This window comes from Saccharothrix stipae, from assembly GCF_054781895.1.
The window spans coordinates 594,528-612,791 of sequence record NZ_BAAGTN010000007.1 but is presented as its reverse complement, the minus strand read 5'-3'; the positions used below and the strand labels follow the sequence as shown (position 1 = coordinate 612,791).

Here is an 18,264-nt window from a genome sequence, read left to right as displayed (position 1 = left end):
TCACCGTGACGTGGTGGTCACCGGGGTCACCAGCACGCGGTCGTAGCCGACCTCGCGCTGCTCGCCGGTGAGCCGCACCGAGTGCTCCCAGCGGATGTCCTTGCTCGAGCAGCCGACCTGGAGCACGACCTCGCCGGTCTCGACCACGCGCCGGCCGTCGCGACCGGTGAACGAGGTGCGGTCGGCGTGCAGCCGGAACGTCACCCCGGTGGCCTGGCCCGGCTCCAGGTCGACCCGCGCGAAGCCGACGAGCTGGCGCACCGGGCGGGTGACGCTCGCGACCGGGTCGTGCAGGTAGAGCTGGACGACCTCGGCGCCGGGCCGGTCACCGGTGTTGCGCACCAGGCACGACACCTCGACCTCGCCGTCGGCCGGGAACTCCTGCCCCGCGGCGAAGTCGGACAGCTCGAACGTCGTGTACGACAGGCCGTGCCCGAACGGGTAGGCGGGCGACGGGTCGACCGAGCTGACCCCGCCCGGACCGCCCAGCGGCGGGTGCAGGTAGGTGGTCGGTTGGCCGCCGGACCCGCGCGGCACCTGCACGGGCAGCTTGCCGGACGGGTTGACGCGCCCGCTGAGCACACCGGCGACCGCGCCCGCGCCTTCTTCGCCGGGGAAGAAGGCCTGCACGACCGCGGCTGGCCGCGCAGTGAATCCTGCGGCGGGCCGCGCATCGACTTCTGCGGCGGGCTGCGCATCCACGTCCTCTGCGGCCTGCGGATCCGCGGCGGGCCCGATGTACTTGCCCAGCGCGTACGGGCGGCCGGTCAGCAGCACCAGCACGACCGGCACGTCCAGCGCCAGCAGCGCGTCGAGCAGCTCGCCCTGCACGCCGGGCAGGTTCAGGTCCTCTGCGTCGCAGCCCTCGCCGGACGTGCCCCGGCCGAACAACCCGGCCCGGTCGCCGAGCACGGCCAGCACCACGTCGGCCTCACGGGCCACCGCGACGGCGTCCTCGATGCCCGACCGGTCGTCGCCGTCGACCTCGCAGCCCTTGGCGGTGGTGACCACGGCGCCCGGGAACTCCTTCAGCACGGCCTGCACCATCGTGTCCATCTCGACGCCCAGGGCCACCTCGGGGTGCTGGACGCCGACGTGGTTCGGGAACGCGTAGCAGCCCATCAGCGCCAGCAGGTCGTCCGCGCACGGGCCGACCACGGCGAGCTTGCCCGCGTCGCGCAGCGGCAGCACGTCGGCCGCGTTGTCCAGCAGCACCACGGAGCGCTCGGCCATGGTGCGGGCCAGGTCGCGCAGGGCGGGCGGGTCGAGGTCGACCGGCTCGCCGCGCAGCACGGCGGGCGACTCCGGCTGCCAGCCCTCGTCCAGCAGGCCCAGCTCGCACTTCTGGGTCAGCACGCGGGTCACCGCGCGGTCCACCAGCGCCTCGTCCACCTCGCCGGACCGCACCAGCTCGGCCAGCGGCTCGCCGAAGCAGCGCACGCTGGGCAGCTCGACGTCGATGCCGGCGGCCAGCGCCAGCGAGGCGGCCTCGCCCGGCGAGCCCGCGATGCCGTGCGCGGTCTCCAGGAACGACACCGCGAAGTAGTCCGCGACCACCACGCCGGTGAAGCCCCACTGGTCCCGCAGCAGGCCGGTGAGCAGGACCGAGTCCGAGGCCGGCGGCACGCCGTCGACCTCGGCGTAGGAGTTCATCACCGAGCGGGCGCCGCCCAGGCGCAACGCCATCTCGAACGGAGGCAGCACCACGTCGGCGAACTCGCGCGGGCCCATGTGCACCGGCGCGTGGTTGCGCCCGCCGCGCGAGGCCGAGTAGCCCGCGAAGTGCTTGAGCGTGGCCACGATGCCGCTGGACTCCAGGCCCTTGGTGTATGCCGCACCGAGGAGACCGACGAGGTACGGATCCTCGCCGATGGTCTCCTCGGTGCGCCCCCAGCGCGGGTCGCGCGACACGTCGAGCACCGGCGCCAATCCCTGGTGGACGCCGACGTCGCGCATCACGAGACCCACCTCGCGTGCCATCCGCTCGACCGTCTCCGGGTCGAAGGAGGCGCCCCACGCGAGCGGGGTCGGGAAGACGGTGGCCTGCCAGGCGGTGAAACCGGACAGGCACTCCTCGTGCGCCATGGCCGGGATGCCGAACCGGGTGTTGGCCACCAGCTTGCGCTGCGTCTCGGCCAGCACCTTCGCGCCGACCAGCGGGTCGACCGGCCCGGTGCCGAACACGCGGGTCAGCTGCCCGAGGCCGGGCTTGGTCAGCTCGTCCCACGGCGGCAGCGGCTCGGCGAACTCGTGCTGCGCGGGTGCGACCTCCTCGCCGTCGGAGATTCCCACCCACACGCCCACCAACTGGGCCAGCTTCTCCTCCAGGGTCAGCTCGGCCAGCAGGGCGGCGACGCGCTCTCCGGTCGGCTTACCGGGATCGGCCCAGGGGTTCAGCACGGCGGCTCCTTCGTTGACGATCGGACGACGAGTTCGGTGGCCAGTTCCACGCGTTCGGTCTCCACGGGGCGACCGGCGATCAGGTCGGCGAGCATCCGGCCCGCGTGGCGGCCCATCTCGGTCAGTGGCTGGCGCACGGTGGTGAGAGCGGGCGAGGACCACACCGCGACCGGCAGGTCGTCGAAACCGACCACGCTCAGGTCGTGCGGCACGGACAGCCCGACGACCCGGGCCGCCTCGATCACCCCTAAGGCCTGCTCGTCGTTCCCGGCGAAGATCGCCGTCGGCCGGTCCGGCAGCGCCAGCAGCTCGGCCGCGCGGCGGAACCCGCCCTCGTGCTTGAAATCGCCGTGCTTGACCAGTTCCGGGTTGAAGGCGATGCCCGCGCGGTCGAGCGCGGCCCGGTAGCCGTCGACCCGCGCGCGGCTGCACAGCATCCCGGCCGGTCCGCCGATGACGCCGACCCGGCGGTGGCCGAGGCGCAGGAGGTGTTCGGTGGCCGACAGGCCGCCCGCCCAGTTGGTCGCGCCGACGCTGGGCACGTTCGGCTGCGGCAGGTCGACCGGGTCGATGACCACGACGGGGATGCGGGAGTTGGCCAGCACCCGGCGGTCGGCGGCGGTCAGCTGGGAGGTGACCAGCAGCGCTCCCGCGCGCCTGGCCTCGACCAGCGACGCCGCCCACGACGTGTGCTGACGGGGTTTGTCCGTGGACGACACCACGACGTGCAGTCCGGTGTCGACGACGCCGCGGATGATCTCCACCGCCCAGGGGCTGTCCAGGGCGGTGAACACGAGGTCCACCAGCAGGTGGCCGGAGGCCCGACGGGACCCCACCGGCACGTAGTCGTACTCGGCGAGCAACTGCCGCACACGAGCCCTGGTCTCCGCGCCGACGTCGTCCTTCCCGTTGAGGACTTTGGACACCGTCGGGAGAGACACCCCCGCTGCTGCGGCAATCGTGGCCAACGTGGCTCGACGCATGTCCCGATAGTATCGAAACTCGATCGAAACACAAGAGTGACCTCCTGACGTGCAGAAACATGAGTCAGACACGCCGAATGGTGACGCTTGACACCGGTTGGACACCCGCCTAAGGTCTGCGCAAGTCGTGGATGTTTCGAAATATTTCGATGCCGCGAACAAATCCGCAGCGTGGCAGAAGGGTGGCGGTCGCATGTCCCGCCGTTCATGGGTGCGTCCCCTCATCGCGATGGGGCTCGTCGCCGTGACAGCAGTGGTGTCCGCGTGTGGCACGTCCGGTCCGGGCGAGACCAACGCAGGCGCACTGAAGATCTGGGCGCTTGAGGACCCGGTGCTCAACAAGATCGAGAACAAGTCGATCGACTCGTTCAAGGCGGGCGGCGGCAACGCCTCGCTGGAGACGTTCGGCAACGACCCCTACAAGCAGCGGCTCCGGGTCGCCATCGGTTCGCCGCAGGCGCCCGACCTGTTCTTCAACTGGGGTGGTGGCAACCTCAAGGAGTACGTCGACGCCGGCAAGGTGGCCGACCTCACGCAGGTGCTGAACGACAACAAGGCCGCCAAGGACGCGTTCATCCCCAGCGTGCTGGACGGCGCGAAGCTCGGCGACAAGTACTACGGCGTGCCGATGCGCGGCATGCAGCCGGTGCTGCTGTTCTTCAACAAGAAGGTCTTCACCGACGCGGGCGCGCAGCCGCCGACCACGTGGGACGACCTGCTCTCGTTGGTCGACACCTTCAAGGGCAAGGGCATCACCCCGATCGCCCTGGCCGGCAACCAGGCGTGGACCGAGCTGATGTGGGCCGAGTACGTGCTCGACCGCGTGGCGGGTCCCGAGGTGTTCAAGAACATCCGTGACTCCGGTCCCGCGGGCTGGAAGGACCCGGCCGTGGTCGAGTCCCTGACCAAGCTCAAGGAGCTGATCGACCGGGGCGCGTTCGGCACCAGCTTCGCCTCCGTCGGCTACGACGCCGGTGGCGCGTCGACCATCATGGCGCAGGGCAAGGCCGCGATGCACCTCATGGGTTCGTGGGAGTACACCAACCAGCTCGACCAGAGCCCGGACTTCGTGAAGAACGGCGACCTGGGCTGGGTGGCGTTCCCGTCGATCCCCGGCGGCAAGGGCGACGCGGCCAACCTCGTCGGCAACGTGAGCAACTTCTACTCCGCGACCGCGGACTCCAAGAGCCTCGACGCGGCGAAGAAGTTCGTCACGAGCGAGCTGCACAAGGACTCCTACATCGAGGCGCTGATCGAGGCCGGTGACGTCCCGCCGGTGGTGGGCGCCGAGGAGAAGCTCAAGAAGTCGCCGAACCCGGAGTACGCGTCGTACATCTACGAGCTGGTGCTGGACTCGAAGAACTTCCAGCTGTCCTGGGACCAGGACCTGCCCGCCGATGACGCCACGTTCATGCTGACCCAGCTCCAGGAGTTCTTCCTGGGCAAGGTCTCGCCGCAGCAGTTCGTCGACGCGGTGGCCGCGCGCTGATGTCGTCCCAGCGGCCTTCGGCCTGGTATGCCGTGCCGGCGTTCGGATTCTTCGCCCTGTTCGCCGCGTTGCCCATGCTGCTCGTGATCTACCTGAGCTTCACGGCTTGGGACGGTCTGGGCACGCCTGCGATCACCGGGGGCGAGAACTGGTCCCGGCTGCTCGACGACGCCGAAGCTCGTGCGTCGGTGTGGCGGACCTTGGTGCTGATGGTCGTGTCGTGGCTCGTCCAGACCCCGATCGCGTTGCTGATCGGGGTCTGGGCGGCCGGCAAGCAGTGGTCCAGGGCGGTGCTCAGCTCGATCTTCTTCCTCCCGCTGCTGCTGTCCACGACCGCTATCGCGCTGTTGTGGAACGCCCTGATGGAACCGAACTTCGGCGCGTTCGTCGGCGGACCGCAGTTCCTGGGCGATCCCGACATCGCGCTCTACACGGTGGTGCTCGTGATCTCCTGGCAGTTCATCCCGTTCCACACGCTGCTCTACCAGGGTGCGGCACGGGCGGTGCCGCCCTCGCTGTACGAGGCGGCGACCATCGACGGCGCCTCGCGGGTGAGCAAGTTCCGGCACATCACGCTGCCGCAGCTGCGGTACACGATCGTCACGTCGTCGGTGCTCATGCTGGTCGGCTCGCTGACCACGTTCGACACCGTGCTGATCCTCACCGGCGGCGGACCGGGCACCGCGACCCGCATCCTGCCGCTGCACATGTACATCACCGGCTTCAAGGGTTTCGAGATGGGCTACGCGAGCGCGATCGCGGTCGTGCTGGTCGTGCTCGGCACCGCGCTGTCGCTCGCGGTCATGCGCTGGAGCGGTTTCCGCTCGATGAGCAGCCAGCAGGAGGGGTCGTGAAGTCTCGTCCCAACTGGCCCGCCGGGCTGTTCGCCCTGGTGTGGCTGGCGATCGTGGTCGGACCGCTGCTCTACCTGGTCACGGTGTCGCTGCGCACGCGTTCCGAGTACCTGGGCAAGAGCGCGTGGGAGGTGCCGGACGCGCTGACGCTGGACAACTACGTCACCGTGCTGACCGGCAACTTCGGCCAGTACCTGCTGAACAACGTGATCGTGACCGTCGTGACGGTGGCGATCGTGGTGCTGGTGACCGTGCCCGCCGCGTACGCGGTGGTGCGCAACACCAGCCCGTTCGTGCAGCGCGGGTTCACCCTGCTCCTGATGGGGTTGGCGATCCCCGCGCAGGCGACGATCATCCCGGTGTACCTGATGATCACCCGGATGCAGCTGTACGACACGTTGACCGCGGTCATCCTGCCGACGGCGGCGTTCGCGCTGCCGGTGGCGATGCTGGTGCTGGTCAACAGCCTGCGTGACGTGCCGCGCGAGCTGTACGAGGCGCAGGCGATCGACGGCGCCGGCCCGATGCGGGTGCTCGTGTCGCTGGTCCTGCCGCTGGCGCGGCCGGCGATCATGACGGTCGTCGTCTACACGGCGCTCAACGCGTGGAACGGGTTCCTCTTCCCGTTGGTGCTCACCCAGTCGGAATCGTCGCGGGTGCTCACCCTCGGGTTGTGGGACTTCCAGGGGCAGTTCGGCACGAACGTGCCCGCGCTGCTCGCGGCCGTGACGCTGTCCGTGCTGCCGATCTTCGCGGTGTACCTGATCGGGCGGCGGTTCCTGCTCAGCGGCCTCACGGCCGGTTTCGGCAAGTAGGTCTGGTTCGGCAAGTAGGTCCAGGTTTTCTCCGGCTCGTTGGCTTGGGAGGAACGTTCATGCGCAAGGTCGCACTCGTTCTGGCCGTCGTCGGATCGTTGGCCGCTGCCGTCGCACCCGCGGCGGCAGCGGCGCCGGAGCCGACGCTCCGGCAGCTCGCGGCACGTCACGACCTGGGCATCGGCACCGCCGTCGACATGGCGGCGCTGGCGAACGACCAGGTGTACCGGGAGCGGATCGCGTCGGAGTTCAACAGCGTCACGGCCGAGAACGTGATGAAGTGGGAGGTCCTGGAACCGACCCGCGGGCAGTACGACTGGGGTCCGGCGGACGAGCTGATCGCGTTCGCCCGGGCCAACCGGCAGACCGTGCGCGGCCACGTGCTGGTCTGGCACAACCAGAACCCGTCGTGGCTGTCGAGCCTGCCCGCCACCGAGCTGCGCTCGGTGCTGAAGAACCACATCCAGACCACCGTCCGGCACTTCAAGGGCAAGGTCTGGCAGTGGGACGTGGTGAACGAGGCGTTCAACGAGGACGGGACGCTGCGTGACACCGTCTGGCTGCGGGCTCTCGGCCCCGGCTACATCGCGGACGCGTTCCGGTGGGCCCACGAGGCCGATCGCGGCGCGCTGCTGTTCTACAACGACTACAACGTCGAGGACGTCAACGCCAAGAGCGACGGCGTGTACAACCTCGTCAAGCAGCTGAAGCGGCAGGGTGTGCCGATCCACGGCGTCGGCGTGCAGGCCCACCACACCGCGGGCTACGCACCGCAGACGATGCGGGAGAACCTGGGGCGGTTCGACCGGCTCGGGTTGCGCACCGCGGTGACGGAGGCCGACGTGCGGATGGTGATGCCGTCCGACTCGGTGAAGCTCCAGGCGCAGGCGAACGTCTACAGCACGATGCTCAAGGCCTGCCTGCTGACGCCTCGCTGCCTGTCGTTCACGGTCTGGGGGTACACGGACAAGTACTCCTGGGTGCCTGGGTGGTTCGAGGGTGAAGGTGCGGCCAACATCCTCGACGAGAACTTCGCCGCCAAGCCCGCTTACCGGGCCATGCGCGACGACCTCTCGTTCGGCGGCACGCGCCGCCGGGGCTGACCCGACCGGGCTCGGGCCCGCCACTCTCCCGGCGGGCCCGAGCCCCTCCCCAAACGTTCGACTCACGGGACCTGAACGTACGACTCGCGCGAGAGTCCTACGCTCACGCCGCGTGAGTCGTACCTTCACGTCGCGCGTGTCCTACGTTCGGAACGCGCGTGTCCTACGTTCAGGACCCCCGAATTCAACGCTCAGGACATCTCATTTGGTGGGTCCGGTGCGTTCCGCGTTGCGGTAACGTGAGCTGAACGGCCGGTGGATCAACCGGACATTCGACACTTTCGATTCAAACTTCGATTGTTTCGAACGTGTTACGCGGGCGCCGAGTGACGAACAACCTACCTCCGCTCCCCCGCGTCTAGCGGCCGGAACTGGGCGGAGCTGTCGTAGACTGCCTCCATGCCGACCAAAGCCGACCCGTCACCCTCGGATGGCACAGCCTCGGGCAAGATCACCATCGCCGCCATCGCGGCGGAGGCAGGGGTCTCGGTTCCGACTGTTTCGAAGGTCATGAACGGTCGCGCGGACGTCGCTCCGCACACCCGGGAACGGGTCGAGGCGATCATCCGGCGGCACGGCTACCAGAGGCGGGCGGACGAGCGGTCGCGGCGGTCCAACCTGGTGGAACTGATGTTCCACGAGCTGGAGAGCGCCTGGGCCCTGGAGATCATCCGCGGCGCCGAGCAGGTCGCCGCCGAGCAGGGCCTGGCGCTGGTGCTGTCGGAGTCCCAGGGCAGGCTCACCCCCGGCCACGGCTGGCTCGAAGGGGTCATCGCGCGCAAGCCGCTGGCGGTGATCTCCGTCTTCTCCGACCTCACGTCCTCGCAGCTGGCCAAGCTGCGCGCGCGTGACATCCCGGTCGTCGTGGTCGACCCGATCGGCGAACCCCAGCTGGAAACGCCCTCTATAGGAGCCACCAACTGGAACGGCGGCCTGACCGCCACCCGGCACCTGATCGAACTCGGCCACCGGCGCATCGCCATGATCGGCGGTCCGGAGCGCGTCCTGTGCAGCCGCGCCCGCGTCGACGGCTACCGCGCCGCGCTGGAGACCGCGGGCCTGGCGTTCGACCCGGACCTGGTCCGCTACGGCGACTTCCACGTCGAGTCCGGGCGCGCCCAGTTCGCACCGCTGCTCGACCTGCCGGACCCGCCCACGGCGGTGTTCGCCGGGTCGGACCTGCAGGCCCTCGGCGTCTACGAAGCCGCACGCGCCGCCGGCCTGCGCATCCCGGAAGACCTCAGCGTCGTCGGCTTCGACGACCTCCCGGTGGCGCAGTGGGTGGGCCCGCCGCTGACCACGGTCCGACAGCCGCTGCAGGACATGGCCGCGGCGGGCACCCGTCTCGCCATCACGCTGGCACGTGGTGAAGAGCCCGAACACCGCCGAATCGAGCTTGCCACCACGCTGGTGGTGCGTCAGAGCACCGCCGCGCCACGCTGACGAGCCGCCTCTAGTGGTGGTGACCCGGCTTCTGGACGTAGGTGCACCCCTCCGCCTCCGCGGGCAGGGTGTGTCCCACGTCCTCGCCGGTTCCCACCGGTGTGCAACGCAGTTCGTGCAGTCCCAACAACTCCAAGCCGAGCGTGCCGCTCAACGCGAAGCCGTTGCCGAACCCGAAGTCCGGGTTGTCCGACACCTCGCCGGACGACATCGCTCCCTGCCACGAGCGCTGGAAGTCGGCCAGCTTCTCGCGCTGGAACACCACCAGCCCGAGCCGCTGGTACGGCCCCGCCTCGCACGTCGCCCACTCCGCCACGTACGGCGCGTAGAGCGCCGCCCGCAACGGGCCGACGAACTCGGCGAACTCCTCCATCGTCCGCGGCACCACGTCGTCGCACTGCCCGGTCTTCTCCCGCACCCAGTCCCCCACCTCCGACGGCGTCGCCAGCGGCGGGCCGAGGGCGTTGGAGCCCAGGCCGGTGGAGCCGGTCGCCGCCGAAGAGCAGGCGACCGACCCCACCAGGAGCGCGACCAGGGCCGCGCATCGCCAGAACATCAGGCCGCGGCGCACAAAGCGCCGTTGAGGGCGAACGACGTCGGGTTCGTCGGCGTCCCCTGCGACGAGCCGTTGAACCCGAAGCTCACCGTCTGGCCGGGCTGGATGTTCTGGTTCCAGCTGGCGCCCTTCGCGGTGGCCTTGCCCGACGCGACGGCGACCTCCGCCGACCACGCCTGGGTGATGCCCTGACCCGCCGGGACGTCCCAGACCAGCTGCCACGCGCTGACCGCACCGGTGCCCGTGTTCTTCACCGACACGTTCGCGGTGAAGCCGCCGGACCACGAGCTGGGCACGCTGTAGGTCACCGCGCACGCGCCCGGGGTCGTGCCACCAGTGGTGGTCCGGACCGACACCACCGCCGAGGGGGGCGAGGTGTTGCCCGCCGCGTCCCGTGCCACCACGTAGAACTGGTACGCCGTGTCCGCGGTGAGGCCGGTGACCGTCGCCGTGGTGCCCGAGCTCGTCGCGACCGCCACGTCGTTGGCGCCCGCCTCGCGGTAGACCTGGTAGCCGGTGACGCCCTGGTTGTCCGAGGCCGCCGACCAGCTCAACGCCACCGAGTTGGAGGACGCGGTCGCGGTGGGCGTGCCGGGCGCCGTCGGCGCCTGGGTGTCACCGCCGCCGCCACCGGTGAAGTTGACGTCCGAGCAGCTGTAGAACGCCTCCGGGCTGTCGCTGCGCTGCCAGATCGAGTAGATGATGTGGCGGCCGCTCTTGTTGGGCAGGGTGCCGTTCCACGAGTACTCGCCGCTGCCCAGCGGCGGGTTGGTGATGCTGTCGAACGGCGCGGGCTCCAGGTCCGACCACTTCAACGGCTGGGTGACGTCGAAGCCGTCCCGGGTGACGTACTGGTCCCACCTGCCGGGGTGCGGTGCCCAGGCGTTGTACTTGAAGTTGATCGACGCGCCCGCCCGCAGGGTCGTCACCGGCCAGTCGCTGCGGGTCAGGTTGTAGGCGTCGTACTTCGTGGTCGGCCCGCACAGGTCGCCGTCGGCGATGATCTCGCGGTGCCTGCCGCCGGCCAGGCTGATCAGGTTGCCGTACCAGTCCCACAGGGGCTGCTTCCCACCGATCTGCACCGCGGCGACGCACGCCGGGTTCGTCGGGTTCAAGTCGCCGCCGCCGCCCCCGATCCTGCCGTCCTCGTAGCAGGCGTAGGTGCGGCTGGGCGGATAGGTCATCGACCCGTGTGCCACCGCTACGCCGCTCTGGACGAAGACGCTGGTCACACCGACGATACCGAGCGCGGCAACAGCCAACGCCCCAAAGCGCTTGAGTCGCAAGGACCTCTCCTTCAGATCGACGGTGATCTGTGAACCATGAAACTGGGAGCGCTCCCAGAATCACGATCGCATTCCTGGTGACGCCACGTCAACGGCTCGTTTCAACTGGTGGCCACCGGGTACCGCTCGAACATGCGGATCGCGGTGGTCGGTCAGATAGCCCGTGACCTGGTGTTGGTGGTGCCGGAGGTGCCCGGATCCGGGGGCAGCGCGGGGGTGCTGGAACGTCGCGAAATGCTCGGCGGGAAGGGCGCGAACATCGCCCGGGGCACCAGGCAGCTCGGCGCAACGGCGGCGCTGGTGGGCGTCGTCGGGGATGATCGGGAGGGCCGCCTGCTGGTCCAGCAGCTCGACGCGGACGGCGTAGCCACGACCGCGGTGGTGTGCCGGGAGGGCACCCGGACGGCGCTCATCGTGGACGTCGTGTGCGACGGCGAGTACCGGTACTTGGAGGACATCCCCGGCCCGACGTTGGTCACGCCGCAGGACGTCCGCGCCGCCTCGGCGATGCTGGCCGGGGCGGACGCGGTGATCGTGCAGCTGGAGCAGCCGGCCGAGGCGGCGTTGGCGGCGGTCCGCGCGGCGGGCGGGTTGGTCGTGCTGGACGGCGCGCCCGACGGTCTTGCCGCCCAACTCCTGGCGGCTGCCGATGTGGTGCGTGCCGATCACCGGGAGGCGGAGGCGTTGACCGGGCTGTCGATCAGCGGGACGGAGGCGGCCGTTCGGGCGGGGCGCGAGCTGCTGGGACGTGGCCCGTCGGTGGTGGCGCTGGAGGTGCCGGGTGAGGCGAACGTGGTGGTGTGGAGCGGGGACTCGGCGGTGATCCCGTCGACGGGATCACCGACGGACCCGTCGACGGAGGTGGTCCCGTTGACGGAGGAAGAGGTGGCGGACACGACCGGGGGCGGTGACGCGTTCGTGGCGCTTTGACGGTGGCTTTGGCGCGCGGTGATGATCCGACGGACGCCGGTCGCCTTGCTACCGCTGCTGCGGGTCGTGCGGTTCGCCATCCTGGGGGGCGGACGGATCTCACGGGCTTGTATGACCTCGCGGCCAGGGGCTGAGCAAGGGCAAAGACCAAGGCGAAAAGATCAAAAGCGTCCTCGCCGGACGGGCAGATCAGCAGGATGACCCCGACTACCCGGTCCTGCCCCGGTCTCGTCGTGGGTCCGGACTCCGTGCCATCCCACCGACCTCCCTCCGGGCTACCACCCGCGTCAAGGGGGCGGCAGGAGACCCACACCGGGCAAGCCCGAACCCCGCCCCCTTGACACGCGCGGTAGGGCAAAGCCAGGTCGGCGGGATGACACGAAGCCCTCCCTTTGGGGAGAAGAGCAGCGGCACAACGACGCAACGGCATGAGGCCAGACCCCGGTCGTCCACTGGCGGGTTTCTCTCAAAGGAGGGGTCCGTGTCATCCCGCCGACCTGGCGCAGCCCTACCGCACGTGTCAAGGGGGCACCTTCCGACCCAACAGGAACGATGGGCTGGAACGGCCCCCTTGACACGTGTGGTTGCCCTTGTGGAGGTCGGCGGGATGACACGGACCCCGGCACCCGCTGGGACGGGAGTCGACCGCCCAATCCCGTCATCCTGCTGATCTGCCCGTCCGGCGAGGACGCTTTTGATCTTTATGATGTTGCTTTTGATCTTTGTACCGGCACGGAAACGGACCCCTGATGGACGGGCGTCGGGCGGTTCCGTAACCTGTCCGAGACCTGAGCGGGTGTAACCCGATCGGGGCTCCCACCCGGCTTCAAGGAGGACCGCGCGACCGTGGCGTCGAAATCCGCTCAGCGCACCGTCCGCGCAGCCCTGACGGCGTCTGCCGTCTCCGCGCTGGTCGGCGTCGCAATGCCCCTCCCCCATGCCGCGGCGGACCCCGAGGTGCCGCCCAACGCCTCCGAGGCGTTGAAGAAGTACACCGACCTCTCCCACCAGGCCGAGGCGCTGAACGAAGAGCACCTCCGCGCTCAGGAATCCCTGGCCAACGCCCAAGGTGCGCTCGACCAGGCCAACCGCGACCTCTCCACGGCCCAGCAGGCGCAGGACGCGCTGCGCGGCCAGGTCGACCTGCTCACCGAGGCCTCCTTCGAGGGCGCCCGGTTCAACCAGCTGTCGGCACTGCTCGTCAGCGACTCGCAGCAGGACTTCCTCAACCGCATGTCCGCGCTCGGCGTGCTGGCGGGCGACAACGCGGAGGCGTTGCAGGGCCTCAGCGCGGCCGTCGACCTGGCCAACGACGCGGCCCACCGCGCCAACGAGGCCGCCGACGCCGCGAACAAGGCCATCGCGGACATCGACCAGCGCAAGGCCGCGTTGGACGGACAGATCAACGAGGCGCGCGACGCCTACCGCTCGCTGAGCGCGGCGGAGCGCGCGGCGTTGAACAACGCGGGCGACATGAGCGCGATCCCGGTACCGGCGGGCAAGGCCGGTCAGGCGCTGGCGTTCGCGCTGGCCCAACGCGGCAAGAGGTACGTGTACGGCTCGAACGGCCCGGACACGTGGGACTGCTCCAGCCTCATGCAGGCGGCGTACCGATCGGTCGGCATCGCGATCCCGCGCACGACGTACGGTCAGGCCACCATCGGCCGGTCGGTGTCGCGCAACGACGTGAAGGCCGGCGACCTGATCATCTACTACTCGGGCCAGACGCACGTGGCGATGGCGATCGACGGCATCCGCGCCGTGCACGCGTCCACCGAGGGCGTGCCGGTCAAGGTCCAGGACATCGAGTCGATCGGACCGGTGAACGTCATCCGGCGCGTGATCGGCTGATTCCGGGGTACTACACCTGCGCCACGACCCGTGACGGAGGACGACATGCCCGACGTAGTCGATCTGATCATGCAGGACCACCGCGAGGTGGAGCGGCTGTTCGCCGAGCTGAAGGACCACCCGGAGAAGCGCCCTCTGCTGGTGCCCGTGCTGTCCGCCGTGCTCACCGCGCACAGCCGCGCCGAGGAGGCCGAGGTCTACCCGGTCGCCAAGGACGAGGCCGGCGAGACCGACGAGGTCGAGCACAGCCAGGAGGAGCACGCCGAGGCCGAGCAGCTGCTGCTCAAGCTCGCTCAGACCGACCCCACCTCCGCGGCGTTCGACGACGCGCTGCGCGAGCTGGTCGACGCCGTGACGCACCACGTCGAGGAAGAGGAGTCGTCGGTGCTGCCCGGCATGCGCGAGCGGCTGACCGAGGAGCGGCGCGAGGAGCTCGGGCGCGCGTTCGCGGCGAGCCGGGCCCGGCACATGGGCGACCGGCCGGGTGAGGAAACCCGGGAGGAACTGCTGACCCAGGCGCGCAACGCCGGCCTGTCCGGTGCCTCGGGGATGAGCAAGTCGCAATTGGAGAAGGAACTGCACCCATCCTGACGGGCGCTCACGACTCCCCTGGGCCTAGGCTGGGCGTTGGTTGAGCAGACAGCCGCACTCTGCCGACCACACCCAGGGGTGGACATGGACGATTTCACCGACGCCATCACGCTCGCGGCTCGCGAGGAGTCGACGGGCGTGGTGGTCGTCGCCGTGACGGGCGAGCTCGACATGGCGACGGCACCGGTGGTCGAGGAGTACGTCCACCGCAGACTCGGCCAGGCGGGCCGCACCTTGGTGCTCGACCTGTCCGGCGTCACGTTCTTCGGTTCGAGCGCCATCAACATGCTCATCGGGCTGCGCGCGGCGTGCGATGCGGCGGGCACGGCGCTGCGGCTGGTGGCGACGACGAAGGTCGTGCTGCACCCGTTGGAACTGACCGACCTCACCGAGCACTTCACGATCGTGACGGCGGCGAGCGAGGCGAGCTGAGCCCCGGCTGTCAGTCGTCGAGCACGGCCCAGACGACCTTGCCGCCGCGCGGCCACGGTGAGCAGCCCCAGGTCCGGCTGAGCGACGACACGATCGTGATGCCCCGGCTGTCCGACTCGCCCTTCGGTGTCGCGGGCGGGTCCGGGCTGTCGTCGCACACCGCGATGGTCAGCCGGGGACCACGCAGTTCCAGGCGCAGGACGGGGGCGGAACGGGCGTGCCGGACGGCGTTCTCCACCAGTTCGGTGGCCACCGTCACCGCGTCGTGGACCAGATGGGTCACGCGCCAGCGCTCGCAGGCCCGCCGGACGAAGTGCCTCGCCAGCCGCGCGCTGATCAACGAACCGGGCAGGTGCACTTCGTCGCGCCTGCGTTCGGGAGGGTGTTCGACGGCGGCCAGGGCGGCGTTGAGGGCGCTGAACCGCGGCACCCCGCCCACGCCGCCGGCGAGCGCCTCCCGGTGGCCGGGCGACTCGCCGACCAGCATCACCGGCACGCCCGGCCACTCCGCCACGCGCAGCCACACCGTGGCGAAGACCGACATGAACGCGGGCGTCGCGCACTCGAAGCCCTCGCCCAGCCGCACGATGACGGCCGTCGGCTCGTCCACCGCGCACTCGAGGAGCCCGTCGCGCAGCGCGCGATAGGTGGTCAGGTCGAGCCGGCCGGTCGGGCGAACCACCACCGCGCCGTCGATGTCGGTGCGGTGGAGCGGTAGCGCGGTCACGTCGAGCCTCGCGTCGGTATCAGGTCCCCCTGATCGCTGCATACCCGAACGAGGCCGTCCCTATTCGCTTCGGCGCAACGACAAGGTGCTCCGAACGGCCCAACTCATCGCGCGGACGTGGCGACCTTGGACTTCGGGGTCCACTGCGTGTAGCCGGCGCGCTCCGCCTCGGCGACGGAGCGGAACGTGACGTCGCCCTTCATGCGCTTGTAGTACGGCGAGTCGGGGGTGTGGAAGATCATCGACTTGGAGTTGGCCTTGACCTCCGACTCCTCCGCGACGGGCGCGACAACGACTTCCTCGACCGCTGCCGGCGCTGCGGGCTCCGGCTCCAGCACGACCACGGGCTCGGCGGCCTCGGGCACCTGGACGACCTCCGGCTCCGAAACGACCTCGGGCTCGGGGGTGGCTTCAGCGGCCGGGGCAGGCTCCGGGACCACGACGACGGCGGCAGGAACCTCGACGACGGGCTCGGCCTCGGCAGCGGGCTCAACCTGGGCGATGGGCTCGACCTCGGCGGGCTTCACCTGAGCAGCGGGCTCGGCCGGGGCGGCAGGCTTGACCTCGGTGCTGGGCTCGACCTCGGTGGCCGGCTCGACTTCCGTGACCGGCTCGACCTTCGTGACCGGCTCGACCTCGGTGACGGGCTTGATCGGCTCATCCTGGGCCGTGGGCTGTGCCGGAGCGGCCGCCTGGTCGAGTTGGGCGCGCAGGTCACGGATGGTGGGGTTGAGACGCAGCCAGACGACCGCCGCGCCCGCCAGGAACGCCGCCACGCACAAAACGATGGTGAACAACCAGGACACTGCCAACTCCTACGGCCACAGCTTGCGGAACAGGACGTCGACCGGACGCGTCACGACGAGCCGCGCACACCTCGGTCGGCAGGTCGGGCACCGTGGGCGTTGCCGCCCGAAGTCACGACGCCCACACCACGAGCTCGACCCGAAAGCGCACGACCCGTCGGCCGAATTCACCGTGTCGGGAACCACAGACTAAGGACGCGTCAGGCGGCGTTCGGCAGCACCCCCTGCCTGCACCCGCACCGGCTGCACACCGGGTGCGCGGGCAGCCGCACGTCGACCAGCAGTCTGCGGGCGTCCTCGAACGTCGGAACCCGTTGGCCCGGCACCAACAGGCTGTCGAGCACCTCCTGCCGGCGCCGCGCCAGCTCGCGGGTCCGCTCCACCGGATCCTTGAGCCTCGCCCGCACCCGCTCCCGCGACTGCTCGCGCGCCAAGGTGCCCGCCGCGCTCAACGGCCGCGCGGCACGCGGCTGGGTCAGGCGGGCGTTGCGCCGGTTGACGCGCCACCAGGCGCCCAGCGTCATACCCGCCACCGGGGGGCGCGCTCGCTGCGCGCCCCCCTGCCACCACGACCTCAGTCGCGCACGGAGGAAGTCGTGCGCTACCTGGTCGCGGCTTCTCGGGCTGCCCTGCCTGGTGCCGTCAGGCCTGCGGTCGACCGCCGCGAGCAGGGCATCGACGCTCCACCCCTCGCCGAACCACGGCTCGACGACCCGGCGCACGGCGGCGCGGTGGGCATCGGGCCAGGTCGCGCGCAGGCAGAACGCCTCGACGGCCGTGTCGATCTCGGCGTCGGTCTCGGGGATGACACGGCCGGGCCACTGACGGGGATCGAGTCGAACACGCATCGCATGGCTCCCTTCGAACGCGTACCGAACATCCGTTCGAGATAGTGCCACCGACCACCGACAATTCCCGAGTCTTAGACTTGACTTATATAAGCCTGGCCTGAAAGATACAGGTCGTGCACGCGTTCGACGTACTCGGCGACCCGGTCCGCCGCCGCATCCTGGAGCTGCTCGCCGACGGCGAGCTGACCTCGGGCGCGGTCACGGAGGTGGTCCGCCGGGAGTTCGGCATCTCGCAGCCCGCCGTCTCCCAGCACCTGCGGGTGCTGCGCGAGAACGGCTTCGCCCGCGTCCGCGCCGAGGGCACCCGGCGCCTCTACGCGGTGGACGACCAGGGACTGCGCGAGGTGGACGAGTGGCTCGACCGGTTCCGCCGGTTCTGGAGCGGGCACCTCGACGCGCTGGCCACCGAACTCGCGCGCGGAAAGCGCGAGAGGCGACTCAGGGAGGAAGAACAGTGATCGACATCGCCGACCAGCTCAAGGCCATCCACCGCGAGGTGAGCGCGGGCTCGGACGACACGATCGGCGTGCTGCTGCGCCGGACCTACGACGCGACCGCGGCGGACGTGTGGGACGCGGTGACCGATCCCGACCGGCTCAAGCGCTGGTTCCTGCCGGTCAGCGGCGACCTGCGCGAGGGCGGGAACTTCCAGCTGGAGGGCAACGCGGGCGGCGACATCCTGACCTGCGCGCCGCCGAAGCTGCTGCGCGTGACGTTCGGCGCCGAGACCAGCATCGTGGAACTGCGCCTCACCGAGGACGACGACGAGCAGACGACCGTCGAGCTGGAGCACACCGTGCCGAAGGCGATGGCGGGCAGCGGCGCGGGCGCCCTGTACGTCGGCCCCGGCTGGGACGGCGCACTGCTCGGCCTGGCCCTCTTCCTGGCCGGCGAGGTCGAGGAGGGCACCGACCCGGTAGCCGCCGCCAACACCCCCGAGACCCAACAGTTCAACCTGGGCTCCATCGCCGCCTGGGAGACCGCCGTCAAGACTTCCGGCACCGCCACCGACGAAGACCTGGCCGCCGCCGTCACCGCCGCCAAGGCCCAATACGCCCCCGACCTCATCTAACCCCGACGCGACCTCGCCCGCGACGCCGGAGGCGGCGCAATCCGACACAGTTTCACCCGGCCGCGCAGCGGCAAC

General features: G+C 70.2%; 18 protein-coding genes. 11 read left to right on the top strand and 7 right to left on the bottom strand.

Going from position 1 to position 18,264, the window contains the following annotated elements; genetic code table 11:
• Both ACYVLT_RS15570 and ACYVLT_RS15565 read right to left on the bottom strand, forming a co-directional pair.
• Positions 1 to 2,400: a beta-xylosidase/alpha-l-arabinosidase gene (locus tag ACYVLT_RS15570; protein ID WP_461120886.1), complete on the bottom strand. Its 2,400-nt coding sequence runs from the start codon at positions 2,398 to 2,400 to the stop codon at positions 1 to 3.
• On the bottom strand, positions 2,394 to 3,383 hold the full coding sequence (locus tag ACYVLT_RS15565) for a LacI family DNA-binding transcriptional regulator (protein WP_360464215.1): 990 nt from the start codon (positions 3,381 to 3,383) through the stop codon (positions 2,394 to 2,396). Before ACYVLT_RS15565 ends, ACYVLT_RS15570 begins: the two co-directional genes overlap by 7 nt.
• Before the next feature lie 193 nt (positions 3,384 to 3,576).
• Here ACYVLT_RS15565 and ACYVLT_RS15560 point away from each other — a divergent pair, with 193 nt between their 5' ends.
• The 5 genes from ACYVLT_RS15560 (at position 3,577) to ACYVLT_RS15540 (ending at position 9,087) form a co-directional block, all read left to right on the top strand.
• Positions 3,577 to 4,872, top strand: coding sequence for an extracellular solute-binding protein (locus ACYVLT_RS15560; RefSeq protein ID WP_461120885.1), 1,296 nt, complete (start codon positions 3,577 to 3,579; stop codon positions 4,870 to 4,872).
• 32 nt (positions 4,873 to 4,904) lie between these two features.
• Complete coding sequence (locus ACYVLT_RS15555) at positions 4,905 to 5,726, top strand: carbohydrate ABC transporter permease (protein ID WP_461120884.1); 822 nt, start codon at positions 4,905 to 4,907, stop codon at positions 5,724 to 5,726.
• Positions 5,723 to 6,541: a carbohydrate ABC transporter permease gene (locus tag ACYVLT_RS15550; protein WP_461120883.1), complete on the top strand. Its 819-nt coding sequence runs from the start codon at positions 5,723 to 5,725 to the stop codon at positions 6,539 to 6,541. Before ACYVLT_RS15555 ends, ACYVLT_RS15550 begins: the two co-directional genes overlap by 4 nt.
• Positions 6,542 to 6,600: 59 nt before the next feature.
• Positions 6,601 to 7,644 (top strand): endo-1,4-beta-xylanase, encoded by a 1,044-nt coding sequence (locus tag ACYVLT_RS15545; protein WP_461120882.1) that lies wholly within the window; start codon positions 6,601 to 6,603, stop codon positions 7,642 to 7,644.
• 399 nt (positions 7,645 to 8,043) lie between these two features.
• On the top strand, positions 8,044 to 9,087 hold the full coding sequence (locus ACYVLT_RS15540) for a LacI family DNA-binding transcriptional regulator (protein ID WP_360464201.1): 1,044 nt from the start codon (positions 8,044 to 8,046) through the stop codon (positions 9,085 to 9,087).
• Between the two features lie 10 nt (positions 9,088 to 9,097).
• On the opposite strand, the gene ACYVLT_RS15535 is transcribed toward ACYVLT_RS15540, so the two are convergent.
• Together ACYVLT_RS15535 and ACYVLT_RS15530 are read right to left on the bottom strand one after the other, a co-directional pair.
• Positions 9,098 to 9,643: a hypothetical protein gene (locus ACYVLT_RS15535; RefSeq protein ID WP_461120881.1), complete on the bottom strand. Its 546-nt coding sequence runs from the start codon at positions 9,641 to 9,643 to the stop codon at positions 9,098 to 9,100.
• Entirely contained in the window at positions 9,643 to 10,875 is a 1,233-nt protein-coding gene (locus tag ACYVLT_RS15530) for a lytic polysaccharide monooxygenase (RefSeq protein ID WP_461120880.1), read from the bottom strand. Before ACYVLT_RS15530 ends, ACYVLT_RS15535 begins: the two co-directional genes overlap by 1 nt.
• Positions 10,876 to 11,061: 186 nt before the next feature.
• On the opposite strand from ACYVLT_RS15530, the gene ACYVLT_RS15525 reads away from it, so the two are divergent.
• From ACYVLT_RS15525 to ACYVLT_RS15510, 4 genes are all read left to right on the top strand, one after another.
• Positions 11,062 to 11,859 carry a PfkB family carbohydrate kinase gene (locus ACYVLT_RS15525; protein ID WP_461120879.1) on the top strand — a complete coding sequence of 266 codons (798 nt, stop codon included), beginning with the start codon at positions 11,062 to 11,064 and terminating at the stop codon, positions 11,857 to 11,859.
• 846 nt (positions 11,860 to 12,705) lie between these two features.
• Positions 12,706 to 13,710 carry a C40 family peptidase gene (locus ACYVLT_RS15520; protein ID WP_461120878.1) on the top strand — a complete coding sequence of 335 codons (1,005 nt, stop codon included), beginning with the start codon at positions 12,706 to 12,708 and terminating at the stop codon, positions 13,708 to 13,710.
• A 45-nt stretch (positions 13,711 to 13,755) separates the two neighbouring features.
• Entirely contained in the window at positions 13,756 to 14,301 is a 546-nt protein-coding gene (locus tag ACYVLT_RS15515; protein WP_461120877.1) for a hemerythrin domain-containing protein, read from the top strand.
• Between the two features lie 84 nt (positions 14,302 to 14,385).
• Entirely contained in the window at positions 14,386 to 14,733 is a 348-nt protein-coding gene (locus ACYVLT_RS15510) for an STAS domain-containing protein (protein WP_461120876.1), read from the top strand.
• Between the two features lie 10 nt (positions 14,734 to 14,743).
• Here ACYVLT_RS15510 and ACYVLT_RS15505 read toward each other — a convergent pair whose 3' ends face one another.
• From ACYVLT_RS15505 to ACYVLT_RS15495, 3 genes are all read right to left on the bottom strand, one after another.
• A complete protein-coding gene (locus ACYVLT_RS15505; RefSeq protein ID WP_461120875.1) occupies positions 14,744 to 15,460 on the bottom strand; it encodes an ATP-binding protein in 717 nt (238 codons plus the stop codon).
• 104 nt (positions 15,461 to 15,564) lie between these two features.
• Positions 15,565 to 16,266, bottom strand: a complete 702-nt coding sequence (locus ACYVLT_RS15500; RefSeq protein ID WP_461120874.1) for a sunset domain-containing protein — start codon at positions 16,264 to 16,266, stop codon at positions 15,565 to 15,567.
• A gap of 200 nt (positions 16,267 to 16,466) precedes the next feature.
• Entirely contained in the window at positions 16,467 to 17,114 is a 648-nt protein-coding gene (locus ACYVLT_RS15495; RefSeq protein WP_461120873.1) for a hypothetical protein, read from the bottom strand.
• Between the two features lie 116 nt (positions 17,115 to 17,230).
• Here ACYVLT_RS15495 and ACYVLT_RS15490 point away from each other — a divergent pair, with 116 nt between their 5' ends.
• Both ACYVLT_RS15490 and ACYVLT_RS15485 read left to right on the top strand, forming a co-directional pair.
• Complete coding sequence (locus tag ACYVLT_RS15490; protein ID WP_461120872.1) at positions 17,231 to 17,575, top strand: ArsR/SmtB family transcription factor; 345 nt, start codon at positions 17,231 to 17,233, stop codon at positions 17,573 to 17,575.
• Positions 17,572 to 18,189, top strand: coding sequence for an SRPBCC domain-containing protein (locus tag ACYVLT_RS15485; protein WP_461120871.1), 618 nt, complete (start codon positions 17,572 to 17,574; stop codon positions 18,187 to 18,189). Before ACYVLT_RS15490 ends, ACYVLT_RS15485 begins: the two co-directional genes overlap by 4 nt.
• The last annotated feature ends 75 nt before the right edge of the window (positions 18,190 to 18,264 follow it).